This window comes from Sphingomonas sp. LaA6.9 (assembly GCF_022601895.1).
GTDB lineage: Bacteria > Pseudomonadota > Alphaproteobacteria > Sphingomonadales > Sphingomonadaceae > Sphingobium_A.
Genome location: NZ_JAKVIO010000017.1, coordinates 1 through 13,191 on the forward strand (window position 1 = coordinate 1; position 13,191 = coordinate 13,191).

Here is a 13,191-nt window from a genome sequence, read left to right on the forward strand (position 1 = left end):
GCGCAGGATCATCACGCGCCGGACGATCTCGGCTCGACTGTAAGGCGTGGTTCGGGCATTCTTGTGAATGTTCATCCGGTCGTTCCTTCAGACCTGAAGTGTCGCAACCTCAGTCTGATCCGGTCACGCCGGATGAACAACCTCCTGAAAGCTCACATCTAGGCCGGCGCCGTGTCGCCGCGGATGATCTCGACGATCATGTCGCCCGTGCGAAGCGCCTGCGCCTCGGCTTCCCAGAAGCCGAACGGGCGGTCGTCGCGGTAAAGGCGCACGGCAAGGCCTGTTTCGACCGCGGATAGCGGCTTGCCCACCTCGTCGGGCTCCACCGCGCGCTCGGCGAGCTTGACGCGGCCGTGCGTGCCCGCAAGATCCGCGAGATAATCGGCAAGGTGCGGCCCATGCGTCGACCCCGCGAGCAGCAACCCCGAGAAGCTGACGGGATTGATGACGGTGGTCGCGCCCGCCTGACGCGCGAGCACTTCATTGTCCTCGGCGCGGACGAGCACGCTGATCGGCACCTCGGCCGCCAGATGGCGGACGGTGAGCACGATCAGGATCGAGGTATCGTCGCGGCCTGCCGAGACGATGACCGATCGCGCGCGGCGGATCTGCACCTCTTCGAGCGTCTGGTCGCGCGTGGCATCGGCCTCCATCACCGCGCAGCCGACCGCTTCGGCGCGTTCAAGCGCGACGGGCGATGAATCGATCACGACGATTTCCTGCGGCCGCGTGCCACGCGCCACAAGCTCGTCGACGGCCTCCGACCCGCTGGTGCCGAAGCCGCAGACGACGATGTGATCGTGCAAATTCCTCTGGATCACTTTCATGCGCCACCTGTCCCATGTCCGCTTGAAGACGAAGTTATAGGCTGTGCCAAGGAAGATCAGCACGACGAAGATGCGGATCGGTGTCACGATCAGCGCGTCGAACAGTCGCGCGCGTTCGGTCACCGGCGCGATATCGCCATAGCCCGTGGTCGTGATCGAGATCGCGGTGAAGTAGAGGACGTCGATGAAGCTGATCTCACCGTCGTAATTGTCGCGGAGACCCTCGCGGTCGAACCAGTGGACGCTGACCGCGAAGGCGAGCAGGCCGAGAACAAAGGCCACCCGCCAGCCGATCGAAAGCCATACGGGCATTTGCGAGCGCCGCTGCAGCGTTTCGTAGCGCAGGTCGCGCCTCGACTTGCGCCTGGGCATCAGCGGTGTGCCGTCTGAACTGTCGCCATGCGGCAGAGGTTATCGCATTTTCCGTCCAAGTATAGCCACGCGCTCCCCGCACGGAGCGAGCGACCTTTCAGCGATAGGCTGCTTCAAGCACGTCGAGTGACGGGTCGTGCGTCAGGTCGAGTTGGAGCGGCGTGACCGTGATATATCCGTCTGCCACCGCCTCGACATCGGTGGTGTGCCCTGCTGTTTCCACGCTGCCGCCAAGGCCGAACCAGTAATAGGGAAAGCCGCGCGGATCGGTGCCATTGACGATCTTGAGCCGGCCATAGTCGCGAAAGCCCTGCCGGACGACCTTCACGCCCTTCACCGCCTCGGCAGCCATTGCGGGGAAGTTGATGTTGACGAGCGTGCGATGCGGCATGTCCCGGTCGAGCAGCGGGCGCAGGACCTTTTCACCCCAGCCCTCGGCCGCGTCGAAGGGCACCTGCTCGCCCATGCCGTCGCGCGCATAGACCTGGCTGAGTGCCACCGAGCGGACGCCGGCGAGCGCGCCCTCCATCGCGGCCGAGACGGTGCCCGAATAGGTGACGTCCTCGGCCAGATTGGCCCCGCGATTGACGCCCGAGAGCACGAGGTCGGGGCGAGGCCCCTCGATGATCTGGCCCAGCGCCATCAGCACCGCGTCGGTGGGCGTGCCGCTGACCGAGAAGCGGCGTTCGTCATGGCGGCGGATGCGCAAGGGACGCGTCAGCGTCAGCGAATGACCGGCCCCCGACTGCTCCTCCATCGGCGCGACGATCCAGATATCGTCCGAAAGCGTGCGCGCGATCTTCTCCAGCACCTTGAGACCGGTGGCATTGATACCGTCGTCATTGGTGAGGAGGATGCGCATCAGGCGGGCCTCAGTTCGGTCCTGCCGCCCATATAGGGAATCAGGATCTCGGGAATGCGGACCGATCCGTCGGCCTGCTGATAATTCTCGAGCACCGCGACGAGCGTGCGGCCGACAGCCAGCCCCGAGCCGTTGAGCGTATGGACGAAACGCGTGCCCTTGGACTCGCCCGCGGGGCGATAGCGCGCGGCCATGCGGCGCGCCTGGAAATCGCCGCAATTGGATATGCTGCTGATCTCGCGATAGGTGTTCTGGCCGGGCAGCCACACTTCGAGGTCGAAGGTCTTGCGCGCCGAAAAGCCCATGTCGCCGCTGCAGAGCAGCATCTTGCGATAGGGCAGGCCAAGCGCGCGCAGAACGCCCTCGGCGGCGGCACACATCTTCTCATGCTCGGCATCGGACTGCTCGGGCGTGGCGATCGTGACGAGCTCGACCTTTTCGAACTGGTGCTGGCGGATCATGCCACGCGTATCGCGGCCCGCCGCGCCCGCCTCGAGGCGGAAACAGGGCGTGAGCGCGGTGACGCGGATCGGCAGTGTAGCCTCGTCGAGGATCGACTCGCGGACGAGGTTGGTGAGGCTGACTTCGGCGGTCGGGATCAGCCAGCGGCCATCGAGCGTACCGAACTGATCGTCGCGGAACTTGGGAAGCTGGCCGGTGCCGAACATCGCCTCGTCGCGGACGAGCAGCGGCGGCGCGGTTTCGGCATAGCCTTCGCGCCCCTGATGATCGAGCATGAACTGGCCGAGCGCGCGGTTGAGCCGTGCGATCCCGCTCCTGAGCACCGCGAAGCGCGCGCCCGAGATTTTCGCGGCGCTCTCGAAATCGAGGCCCAGCGCGGGCGCGAAATCGGCATGTTCCTGCGGGGTGAAATCGAAAACGCGCGGTTCGCCCCAGCGTGCGATCTCGACATTCTGCGCCTCGTCCTCGCCCTCGGGCACATCGGCGGCGGGCAGGTTGGGGATGGCCGCGAGCAAGCCGTCGAGCTGTTCGCCGAGCGTGCGTTCCTCGGCCTCGAGCGCGGGCAGGCGTTCCTTGAGCACCGCGACCTCGGCCATCAGCGCCGCCGCCTCGTCGTCCTTCTTCTGTGCCTTGGCGGCGCCGATCGCCTTCGACGCCTCGTTGCGGCGCGCCTGCGCGACCTGCGCCTCGGTGGTCACCGCGCGGCGCTTTTCGTCGAGTGCGAGCAGTTCGGCCGAGCGCGGTTCGATCCCGCGGCGGGCAAGGGCTGCGTCAAAGGCGTGCGGGTCGTCCCGGATCAGGCGGATATCGTGCATGGCGCGGCTATGGCGGGCGGCGGCGCGCCATGCAAGAGCGCAACCGCGAGGCGATCCGTGCGTTCCACATTCGGTTTCACTTGTCAGTTTCATCGAAAAGGAGAGCGGTATGCGGATCGCGCATGATGGTCTTGTCGTCGTGGCGGACGGCAACAAGATGATGCTGTTCAAGAACAAGGGCAGCCCCACCGATCTTAATCTCGAGCTTGTGCAGCTGCGGGAACAGGACAATCCGCCCAATCGGGAACAGAAATCTGACGCGCCCGGGCGCGCCTTTTCCAGCATGGGCAATGGCCGCAGCGCCTATGAAGAAGCCGATTTTCACGCGATCGAGGAGGCGCGCTTCGCGGTCGAGACGGCTGAGCTTCTCCGCAAGGGCGCGCTCGACAACGAATTCGACTCGCTCTGGGTCGTCGCCCCTCCCGCGACGCTCGGTGCGCTGCGCAAACATTATCACAAGGAGGTCGAAAGCCGGCTCAAGGGCGAGATCGCAAAGAACCTGACCGGGCATCCCGTGCCGCAGATCGAGAAGATCCTGATCGAGGCCTGACGCCGGGCTGAAGACGAAAAAAAAGGGCGCCGCCCGGTCGCGTGAGGCGGCGCCCTTCAATGGGCCGAGTGTTGGATCAGCCGGCCGTTTTCGCGCTCCTGCGGCGCACGGCGAGTATGGCCGCGCCCGCGCCGAAGAGCAGAATTGCGGGTGGCGCCGGAACCTCGGTCCCGCTGGACGTGCCGTGCGAGGAACTGCCGCCATTGGAGCTGCTGCTCGTCGATGAGCTGGTGCTCGACGACGTGCTCGAACTCGTGCTGGTCGAGGAACTGGTGCTCGACGATGTGCTGGTGGACGAGGCGACATTGCCGCTGCTCGAGGTCGAGGTGGACACGTTGCCCGACGAGGAGGTGCTGGTCGACGACCCACCCGTAGACGTGCTCGTGCTCGACCCGCCGGTCGATGTGCTCGTCGATGAACCGCCGCTCGACGTGCTCGTGCTTGAACCACCCGATCCGCCGGAGGAGGTGCTGGTCGATCCGCCCGAACTGGTGGACGACACCACGATGCTGCCGCCGCCGCTGCTGCCTCCGAAGAACCCGCCTCCGAAGAAGCCGCCCCCGCCAAAACCGCTGCTTCCGCCGATCACGACGGGGGTGCCGCCGCTGCCGCCCTGAACGGTGGTGCTCGCTGGCAGCGCGACTGGAACCGGAGCGATCGGGATCTGCGGAAGCGCCTCCACGGCCGGCGCGGGTTTCACGCGCTGAACGGGCTTCATCGCGTAACGCGGGGCGCGGGCTACCGGCTTTGCCGCGGATTTTTTGACGCTTTTGACGCTCTTGACCACCGCCGGTCGTGGTCGTTCTGCGACATGCACCGCGCCACCGCCGATGATCGCACCGCCACACGCACAGGCGCACAGTTTTGCCAAAGCCATCCGTACCGACATGTTGCTCTCTTTTCCGTGCCCGGCTTGCTCAACCCGATTGGACAGGTGCAGGCCCTGGCTTCGATAGACGGATCAACGGGGCGCGTAACAAGTTGATTAACCTTCTTTTCTGTCGAACGTCATACCGAGTCGGGGGCAGATGGCGAGCAACATTGGTTAATGTCCCGATTGGGGGCGCTTTTGAGGCCAATGATTAACGAAACATGCAATTGATATGGTTAACGCCAAAGCGGCGGGCACGGAGGTAAGGGCAGGCGATTCGCCGCTTTGGGCGCCTTGATATTCATCAAACCGCAACCTGGTCCGGGGCATGGCGTTAGATCGAGAGGATATACGAATACTGCAGGGTGATTCTGCGGCTTGTGTGTCTGGGCGCGAGGCGGCTATAGGCGCGCCGGGGAGCTGCGCTTGTATGGGCAATCGTCCAACAGGCCAGTCGGTAAAGTTACGGAGACGGGCAAATGGCGACAGCGTTAACCAAGAACGAGGCGCAAGCCGATCCGGCCCTGCGCGCCCCGACGCTGGACTCCGATTATCGCCCCTCGGCAGACGAGCCGTTCATGAACGAACGCCAGCTCGAATATTTCAGGGCCAAGTTGCTCGCATGGAAGGAAAATATCCTTCGCGAGTCGCGTGACACGCTCAACCAGCTGCAGAATGATTCGCTGCGCGAACCCGATGTCACCGATCGCGCCTCGAGTGAGACCGACTGGTCGATCGAGCTGAGGACGCGCGACCGCCAGCGCAAGCTGATCTCGAAAATCGACGCGGCGCTGCGCCGAATCGGCGAGGGCGAATATGGCTATTGCGAGGTCACCGGCGAACCGATCTCGCTGGCGCGGCTCGAGGCGCGTCCGATCGCCACGATGACCGTCGAGGCGCAGGAGCGCCACGAGCGCCAGGAAAAGATCTCGCGCGACGAATAGGTTGCGCCGCCGGCCCGGTTTGCGTCACGCTATCGGCTTGATGCGCCACCGCTTTTAACGCTTTTCAAACCAATGCGGCGTTAAATCCGATGCAAGCAGCGCAGCCTCCGCTGACGCGCAGATCGGGGTCCGAAGTCGTGGAGCATATCGCCAATTTCAACGCTGCTGGCTTGGCTTCGCAGGGGCGGGAAGATGTGCGCGACAGTCTGTTTCTGGCCGGACTCGTGCTTCGCGGTGGCGGGGAAGAGCACAGGGTGCGTGTCCGCAATCTGTCGGCGGGCGGCATGATGGCGGAATGCGACGCCGACTTTTCCAAGGGCGATGCCGTGGAGGTGATCCTGCGCGGCGTGGGTCGCGTGACGGGCAAGGTCGCCTGGCGGACGGCCGACCGCATCGGCGTCGCCTTCGATCTCGAGATAGATCCTCTGGCCGCGCGCAGGCCGGTGGGGCAGGGCGCAGACCTCCCCGAATTCGTCAAACCCGCGGGCGATGCCCGCCGTCCCGGCTTGCGGAACCGCTGATCCGCTGATCCAGGCGCTGGCGGACGGTTTGGTCGGCTCCGGACCCTGATCGTTTCAGGCTGTATCGGCCTGAAGCGTGAATCAAAGTCAGCTGTTTGATAGAGCCTGAATGCACGGCATCGGCGGAAGCGCGAAGCGCTTCCACCGCAACCGATCAGGCGCTAGAGCTCAGCCAGCTCTTCCTTGATCTTGAGTTTCTGCTTCTTGAGTTGTGCCAGCATGGCCGAGTCGGGAGATGGACGGCGACTCTCTTCGGCGATCCGGTGCTCGAGACCGGCGTGTTTTGCTTCCAATGCCGAGAAATGTGCCTGTTCCATCCTTCTGTCTCCTTCTGGCTGGATGTTGCGACACAGGATTGAAACATGGATTTGCGTTGCTGTCTTCCCCTGATTCGCGCCAATCGGCGGGGCGCGTCCCATGTGCGACGATTCGTTGACCGGGAACGTGCGAACGACGAATGTGCACCCTTGGTAGCCGGTTCGCGCGTGGGAGAGGATGGATGAGTACCGACGAGGTCAAGGCAAGGCTGGAACTGCTGCGGATCGAGCATCGCGATCTCGACAGCGCGATCAGTTCGCTTGCCGACCTCTCGGCCGCCGATCAGCTCCAGCTCGCGCGGCTCAAGAAGCGGAAGCTGCGTTTGCGTGACGAGATCGCGGTGCTGGAAGACCAGCTCATACCCGACATCATCGCCTGAGCCACCGTCGCGTCAATTCGGGACAGCGACGCTGCCTTCGCGCGGCTAACCAGTTTTCTGCGTTCCGTCGCGCCTCCGATTATGCCAGTTTCAGGCCATGGACATGCAAAGGGCAGAATCACGTCTGACGCCGCGGCTTGTGGACGCCTTGTACGTCGAGGCGATGCTGCTGGCTGACGAAGCGCGCGCCTATTTCGACGAGCATGGCAAGGACGATCGCGAACTGCTCGCGCCCATGCTGCGCGTGGGCTTCTCATGTGAATCGCTCAAGGTCACGACGCGCCTGATGCACGTTATCGCATGGCTGCTCACGCGGCGCGCGGTCGAGGCGGGCGAACTGAACGAGGTGCAGGGGCGCCATCCGTCGCGCCGCCTGGGCCATGCCGTCGACAGCGACACTGCGCTGGTCGCCGAGCTGCCCGAGGATGCGCAGGGGCTCATCCGTTCAAGCATCGACCTCTACGACCGGGTGAAGCGTATCGACAGTGGCATGGAGCAGGGCGAAAGCCCCGCGCACAGCCTCATGCGACGCCTGCGGGCGTCGCTCTGACCTAGCGCGCTTTCGCGGCCAGTTCGGCCCTGGCGGCCTGATATTCGGCCAGCAGCCGGTCGACGCGATCCGCCACCGTCTCGACGGCGTGCACCGCGCCGATCCCCTGACCCGAGCCCCAGATGTCGCGCCACGCCTTCTTGTTCTGGTTGCCGCCCGAGCCAAAGTTCATCGTCGCGACGTCGCCCTCGGGCAAGTCGTCGGGATTGAGCCCGGCGGCCTCGATCGAGCCGCGCAGATAGTTGCCGTGAACGCCCGTGAAGAGGCTGGAATAGACGATATCGGCGGCGCGCCCCTCGACGATCCCCTGCTTGTAGGCGGGGTCGGCATTGGCTTCAGCGGTCGCGATGAAGGGCGAGCCGATATAGGCAAGATCGGCCCCCATCGCCTGTGCGGCCAGGATCGAACGCCCATGCGCGATCGCGCCCGAAAGCGCGACGGGGCCGTCGAACCATTGCCGGATTTCCTGCATCAGCGCGAAGGGTGACAGGCGTCCTGCATGTCCGCCAGCACCCGCGGCCACGGGAATCAGGCCATCGGCGCCCTTTTCGATCGCCTTGCGCGCAAAACGATCGTCAATGACGTCGTGGAGCGTGATGCCGCCCCAGCCGTGCACCGCCGTGTTGAGATCCTCGCGCGCACCCAGCGAGGTGATGATGATCGGCACCTGCCATTTGGCGCATGTGGCAAGATCCTGCTCAAGCCGGTCGTTCGACTTGTGCACGATCTGGTTGACCGCGAACGGCGCTGCGGGCCGATCGGGATTGTCGCGATTCCACGCGGCGAGCTCCTCGGTGATGCGATGCAGCCATTCGTCGAGCAGCGTTTGCGGCCGTGCATTGAGCGCAGGGAAGGAGCCCACGATCCCCGCCTTGCACTGCGCGATCACGAGATCGGGCCCGGAGATGATGAAAAGCGGCGACCCCATCACGGGCAGGCGCAGGCGATCGAAGAGGGGGGAAGGCAGGGTCATATGCGTTTCATACCGCAACTAAAGGCCCTGTCCAGCGCCCGGCTGTGCCGCTACGGCAATGTCGCTGGAGCATGGGCGGGCGTGACATATCGGCCGCGAATCGGAGGACCGTGACGCACGGCACGCCGGTCACGGGCGCGCCGGCAAGCCTTTGGCGGTCAGGCTTTCATGGACAAAGCCGATGAACTTCTCGCCATCACCTTCCATGTTCTTCGCATAAGGCGCCGTGATGTTGCGCTTCTGGATCTCGGCAAGCGGCAGGCCCGCGTCGATCCCGGCCTGGACCCTGGCCGCGACGTCGCGCAGCATCGCGCCATAGGCGGCAAGGCCTGAACGGTCGGTCACGGGGCCGTGTGCTGGCACGATGCGCGTCTTCGCATCGGTCATCGCGAGCACCTTGTCGACGGCTGCGATCACGCCTTGCACGCTGCCGCCGCTGCCGGTGTCGATGAAGGGAAACATGCCGTTGAAGAAGATGTCGCCCATGTGCACCGTATTGGCGTTCCTGAAGAACACCACCGCATCGCCGTCGGTGTGCGCGTTTGGCATGTGGATAGCCTGGATGGTCTCGCCATTGATACGCAGCGTGATATCCGCAGCGAAGGTGATCGCCGGGAGCGCGCCCTGCGGCGCTGCCGGGATACGCGCGTTATAGGCCTTCATGAACTGCTCGGCGCCCATTCGCGCGCGAACATTGTCGTGCGCCACCAGCGTCGCGCCATTGCGGGCGAAGTAAAGATTCCCGCCGCTGTGATCGACGTGCCAGTGCGTGTTGATGACATAGCGGATCGGCGCCGTCGCCGAAATCGCCTTGGCCGCGGTCTCTATGCTGCGCGCGGTATTCGGATACTGGTCGTCGACGAGGAGCACCCCGTCGGCGCCGATCGAGGCCAGCACGTTGCCGACATCGCCCACGAGCACGTGGGTGCCTTCACTCATGGGTTCGAACTTTGGCGCGACGGCGGGCGGTTGCGTCTGCGCGCTGGCGACAACCGCGGCATTGCAGATGATGAGGGCTGCGATTCTGACGATCACGGGCATTTTCCCCTTGTTGACCATGTCATCGTCGTAGCCGTGGCGCATCGCGGCGACCACAACTCTAGCATCACGTGGATGTGAAGGCGCGCGGCGCGGGTTCGATATCTGCGATGGGTGCGGGGACAGTCAGGTGCGCGCGTGTGTGCGCCTCACTGCGGCTCTTGCGTGATAGCGATCGGCCATGTCGAGATGCGCATTGCGCGCCAGTGGATGCGTTGCACGCTCGGCGGCGATCCGCTCCTCACGCTCGCGACGGAGGAAATAGTCGCGGTCCTCCGTGCTGGCCATCGTGCACCCCCCGGTTTGAAAGGTCGTTGCGATAGCGCAATCGCCAACAAGGCGCCGTGACATCCGTCAAATCGCCGGGAGCTTACGGCATCGTCGAGGCAGTAAGGGAAGGAGGCTTTGGTGGACGCACTAGGGCTCGAACCTAGGACCCGCTGATTAAGAGTCAGCTGCTCTACCAACTGAGCTATGCGTCCACACTGTGCCTAAAACCGGCGGCCGATTGGGCTGCGCGATCAAGAGGCGTGCCCCCTAGCAAGGGATTCGCGACCTTGCAAACGCTATTTCATCCAAAACTCGATCGGCGCTGTCCCGAACGCTCGATCGACATCATGATGCCGATGCAGATCATCACCGTCATCATCGCCGAGCCGCCAAAGGAGAAGAGCGGGAGCGGGATGCCGACGACGGGGGCGAGCCCCATCACCATCATCAGGTTGATCGCGACGTAGAAGAAGATCGTCGTCGCCAGCCCCGCCGCGGTCAGGCGCGCGAAGCGCGTCTGCGCGCGCTGGCCGACGCGCAGCCCCCAGCGCACGAGCATGATGAAGCCGATGATGATCGCAAGGCCGCCCACCAGCCCCCATTCCTCGGCCATGGTGGCGAAGATGAAATCGGTATGCCCCTCGGGCAGATAGTCGAGATGGCTCTGGCTGCCATTCAGGAACCCCTTGCCGAAGATGCCGCCCGAACCGATGGCGATCTTGGACTGGCTGATATGATAGCCCGCGCCCAGCGGATCGCTTTCGGGATCGAGGAAGATCAGCACGCGCTTCTGCTGATAATCGTGGAGCATGGAGAAGGCGATCGGAACCGCGGCCGCGAGCGCCAGCCCGCCGCCGATGAAGATCCACAGCGGAAGGCCCGCGAGGAACATGATCGTGATCCCGCCGGCTGCGATCATCAGCGAAGTGCCGAGATCGGGCTGAATCATCACCAGCACGAGCGGCACGCCGATCGCGAGCGCGGGCGGCCACATCGCCGACCAGCTACGGATCTGGCCGACCGGAAGCAGGTCGTAATAGCGTGCGAGCGCAAGCACGATCGCCAGCTTCATCATTTCGGACGGCTGGATACGAATGAAGCCCAGATCCAGCCAGCGCTGGCTGCCGCCGCCGACAAAGCCCAGCATCTCGACGAGGATCAGCAGGACCAATATGCCGATATAGAGCGGAAAGGCGGCCGCTTTCCAGAAACCCTCGGGCACGCGCGCGAGCACGAGCGCCATCACGAGGAACACGCAGAAGCGCAGCCCCTGGGAAAAGGCCCAGGGCTTCAGATGGCCGCCCGCAGCCGAATAGAGCACGACGAGGCCGAAGCCGGTGATACCGATCACCAGCAGCAGCAGCTTCCAGGGCAGTCGCGAGAGCGGCGCAGGGACAAGCGAATTGCCCATCATTCGGCCTCTCCGGCAGCCGCTGCCGTATTGGTCGGCTGCGGCGCGGCGGCGTTGCTTGCATTGGTGGCATTGCTGGCGTTGGCCACCGTCGCCTCGGCATGCGCTGCGGCGACCGCGGGATTTGCCTCGGCCTCACGCGCGGCCTTGTAGCGTGCCGCGTCGGCGGCCATGCGCGTGTTGATGTCGCCGCCCCATTCCTTTTCGAAGGCCTCGAGTTTGGCCATCGCCTTGGCGGGATCGAACAGGTAGAGCAGCGTGTCGCTCGCGACCGGCGCCGCCGCGCCCGAGCCCGACATGCCATGCTCGATCACGACGGCCGCGGCGTAGCGCGGATTGTCGACCGGGGCGAAGCATACGAACAGGCCGTGATCGCGGAATTTCCAGGGGATGCCCAGGCCGCGCCGCGCACCGCCCTTGAAGTTGCGGACCTGTGCCGTCCCCGTCTTTCCGCCCATGCGGATTCCTTCGAGCGGCAGCCGGCTCCGGCCCGCGGTGCCCGCGCCGTTGACGACCTCGTCCATCCCCGAACGGACATTGGCGATAAACTCGGGTGAAAAGGGAAGAGGGGCCGCGGGCTTCACCTCGCCTGCGGTCAGCCTTGGTATCAGCATCTTTCCCGACGCGACGCGCGACGCCATCACCGCGAGTTGCAGCGGGCTCACCTGCAGATAGCCTTGCCCGATCGATGTATTGAGCGTGTCCGACACGCTCCAGTTCTGCTTGTAGCGGCGCTGCTTCCAGGCGGGATCAGGCACCGTGCCATATTTCTGCGAAGGCATGGGCAGCGTATATTCGGTTCCCAGCCCCAGCAGATGCGCCACCTCGGAAATGGCCTCGATCCCGGCGCGCCGTCCCATGGTGTAGAAATAGGTGTTGCAGCTTTTCGCGATCGCGGTGTGCATGTTCATCGGGCCGTGCCGGCTGAGGCAGGCAAAGCGGCGATTGCCGAGCTGGTAGCCGCCGCCGCAGTAGACGATCTCTTTGGGATCGACGCCCGCCTGTTGCAGCGCGAGCGCGGTGATCGGCTTGAAGGTCGATCCGGGCGGATAGAGCCCCTGCAGCGTCTTGTTCATGAGCGGGACGCGCTCGTCCTCGGACAGCATGTTCCATTCGGCGTGGCTGATGCCGTCGGAAAAGCTGTTGGGGTCATATGCGGGCATCGACGCCATCGCGAGGACGTCGCCATTTTGGCAATCTATGACGACGCACGAGCCCGACTGGGTGCCGATGCGGCGTGCGGCATAGGCCTGAAGTCCCGCGTCGATGGTGAGCTTGACGGTGTTGCCCGGCGTATCCGGGCGCGTCGCGAGTTCGCGCACGAGCTTGCCGCGCGCGGTGACTTCGGTGCGCTTGGCGCCCGGCTGGCCGCGCATGCGCTCGTCGACCATCTTCTCGATGCCGTCCTTGCCCACCTTGAAGCCAGGGGTGATGAGCAGCGGATCCCTGGACTTTTCATAGTCCTTGGCCGAGGCCGCGCCGACATAGCCGACAAGGTGGCCGACCGCGGCGCCATCGGGATAGAAGCGCGAATAGCCGCGCGCGGGGGCAGCGCCCGGCAGATCGGGCAGCCGCACGCTGATCGCGGCATATTGGTCGTAGGTGAGGCCGGCGGCAACCTGCACGGGCTGGAAGCCCGCGGCCTTGTCGAGATCCTCGAGGATGCGGTCGCGCTGATCCTGATCGAGCGCAAGCAGGTTGCCGAGTGCGGTGACGACGCGTTCGGGATCGGTGACGCGGTCGGGGATCAGGTCGACGCGGAAATCGGTGCGGTTGATCGCGATCGGCCGGCCATAGCGGTCGACGATCCATCCGCGGCGCGGCGGAATCAGCGTCAGATTGACGCGGTTGCTCTCCGACATGAGCTCGTAACGCTCATTCTCCGCGATCGAGAGCCAGCCCATGCGCGTCGCAAGCAGCACGCCGACGCCCGCCTGAACACCGCCGAGGAAGAGCGTCCGCCGGGTAAAGGAAAGCGATTGCTGGGCTTCCGACAGGATCGGGCGCTGGCGGCGTTTCATCGACCTC

The 13,191-nt window shown here is 64.7% G+C and carries 15 protein-coding genes and 1 tRNA gene; 6 read left to right on the plus strand and 10 right to left on the minus strand.

Translation table 11 applies throughout. From position 1 onward, the window contains the following. Positions 1-158 precede the first annotated feature (158 nt). From MKI88_RS10340 to serS, 3 genes are all read right to left on the minus strand, one after another. A complete protein-coding gene (locus MKI88_RS10340; RefSeq protein ID WP_241631300.1) occupies positions 159-1,199 on the minus strand; it encodes a TrkA family potassium uptake protein in 1,041 nt (346 codons plus the stop codon). A 97-nt stretch (positions 1,200-1,296) separates the two neighbouring features. Further along, positions 1,297-2,061 carry a 5'/3'-nucleotidase SurE gene (gene surE / locus MKI88_RS10345; protein WP_241631301.1) on the minus strand — a complete coding sequence of 255 codons (765 nt, stop codon included), beginning with the start codon at positions 2,059-2,061 and terminating at the stop codon, positions 1,297-1,299. After that, positions 2,061-3,338, minus strand: coding sequence for a serine--tRNA ligase (gene serS, locus MKI88_RS10350; RefSeq protein WP_241631302.1), 1,278 nt, complete (start codon positions 3,336-3,338; stop codon positions 2,061-2,063). The genes surE and serS overlap by 1 nt, the downstream gene beginning before the upstream one ends. Positions 3,339-3,447: 109 nt before the next feature. Here serS and MKI88_RS10355 point away from each other — a divergent pair, with 109 nt between their 5' ends. The 4 genes from MKI88_RS10355 (at position 3,448) to MKI88_RS10370 (ending at position 6,224) form a co-directional block, all read left to right on the plus strand. Next, on the plus strand, positions 3,448-3,888 hold the full coding sequence (locus MKI88_RS10355) for a host attachment family protein (protein WP_241631303.1): 441 nt from the start codon (positions 3,448-3,450) through the stop codon (positions 3,886-3,888). Positions 3,889-3,947: 59 nt separating this feature from the next. Next, the gene (locus MKI88_RS10360) at positions 3,948-4,505 is read left to right on the plus strand and encodes a hypothetical protein (RefSeq protein WP_241631304.1); all 558 of its coding nucleotides are present in this window, start codon (positions 3,948-3,950) and stop codon (positions 4,503-4,505) included. A 733-nt stretch (positions 4,506-5,238) separates the two neighbouring features. Continuing rightward, positions 5,239-5,703 carry an RNA polymerase-binding protein DksA gene (gene dksA, locus MKI88_RS10365; RefSeq protein WP_241631305.1) on the plus strand — a complete coding sequence of 155 codons (465 nt, stop codon included), beginning with the start codon at positions 5,239-5,241 and terminating at the stop codon, positions 5,701-5,703. An 89-nt stretch (positions 5,704-5,792) separates the two neighbouring features. Next, the gene (locus MKI88_RS10370; protein WP_241631306.1) at positions 5,793-6,224 is read left to right on the plus strand and encodes a PilZ domain-containing protein; all 432 of its coding nucleotides are present in this window, start codon (positions 5,793-5,795) and stop codon (positions 6,222-6,224) included. Positions 6,225-6,385: 161 nt separating this feature from the next. On the opposite strand, the gene MKI88_RS10375 is transcribed toward MKI88_RS10370, so the two are convergent. Next, positions 6,386-6,541 carry a DUF465 domain-containing protein gene (locus MKI88_RS10375; protein ID WP_241631307.1) on the minus strand — a complete coding sequence of 52 codons (156 nt, stop codon included), beginning with the start codon at positions 6,539-6,541 and terminating at the stop codon, positions 6,386-6,388. A gap of 182 nt (positions 6,542-6,723) precedes the next feature. On the opposite strand from MKI88_RS10375, the gene MKI88_RS10380 reads away from it, so the two are divergent. Together MKI88_RS10380 and MKI88_RS10385 are read left to right on the plus strand one after the other, a co-directional pair. Continuing rightward, positions 6,724-6,921 carry a YdcH family protein gene (locus MKI88_RS10380; protein ID WP_241631308.1) on the plus strand — a complete coding sequence of 66 codons (198 nt, stop codon included), beginning with the start codon at positions 6,724-6,726 and terminating at the stop codon, positions 6,919-6,921. Between the two features lie 103 nt (positions 6,922-7,024). Continuing rightward, positions 7,025-7,471, plus strand: coding sequence for a DUF1465 family protein (locus tag MKI88_RS10385; protein ID WP_407073336.1), 447 nt, complete (start codon positions 7,025-7,027; stop codon positions 7,469-7,471). Position 7,472: 1 nt separating this feature from the next. Here MKI88_RS10385 and MKI88_RS10390 read toward each other — a convergent pair whose 3' ends face one another. From MKI88_RS10390 to mrdA, 6 genes are all read right to left on the minus strand, one after another. After that, complete coding sequence (locus tag MKI88_RS10390; RefSeq protein ID WP_241631310.1) at positions 7,473-8,444, minus strand: nitronate monooxygenase family protein; 972 nt, start codon at positions 8,442-8,444, stop codon at positions 7,473-7,475. 129 nt (positions 8,445-8,573) lie between these two features. Continuing rightward, complete coding sequence (locus tag MKI88_RS10395) at positions 8,574-9,539, minus strand: MBL fold metallo-hydrolase (RefSeq protein ID WP_241631311.1); 966 nt, start codon at positions 9,537-9,539, stop codon at positions 8,574-8,576. A 69-nt stretch (positions 9,540-9,608) separates the two neighbouring features. Next, positions 9,609-9,770: a hypothetical protein gene (locus MKI88_RS10400; RefSeq protein WP_241631312.1), complete on the minus strand. Its 162-nt coding sequence runs from the start codon at positions 9,768-9,770 to the stop codon at positions 9,609-9,611. A gap of 118 nt (positions 9,771-9,888) precedes the next feature. Beyond that, positions 9,889-9,964: transfer RNA gene (locus MKI88_RS10405), tRNA-Lys, on the minus strand. Between the two features lie 89 nt (positions 9,965-10,053). After that, positions 10,054-11,166 carry a rod shape-determining protein RodA gene (gene rodA, locus MKI88_RS10410; RefSeq protein ID WP_241631313.1) on the minus strand — a complete coding sequence of 371 codons (1,113 nt, stop codon included), beginning with the start codon at positions 11,164-11,166 and terminating at the stop codon, positions 10,054-10,056. Then, complete coding sequence (mrdA, locus tag MKI88_RS10415; RefSeq protein WP_241631314.1) at positions 11,163-13,184, minus strand: penicillin-binding protein 2; 2,022 nt, start codon at positions 13,182-13,184, stop codon at positions 11,163-11,165. Before mrdA ends, rodA begins: the two co-directional genes overlap by 4 nt. Between the last annotated feature and the right edge of the window lie 7 nt (positions 13,185-13,191).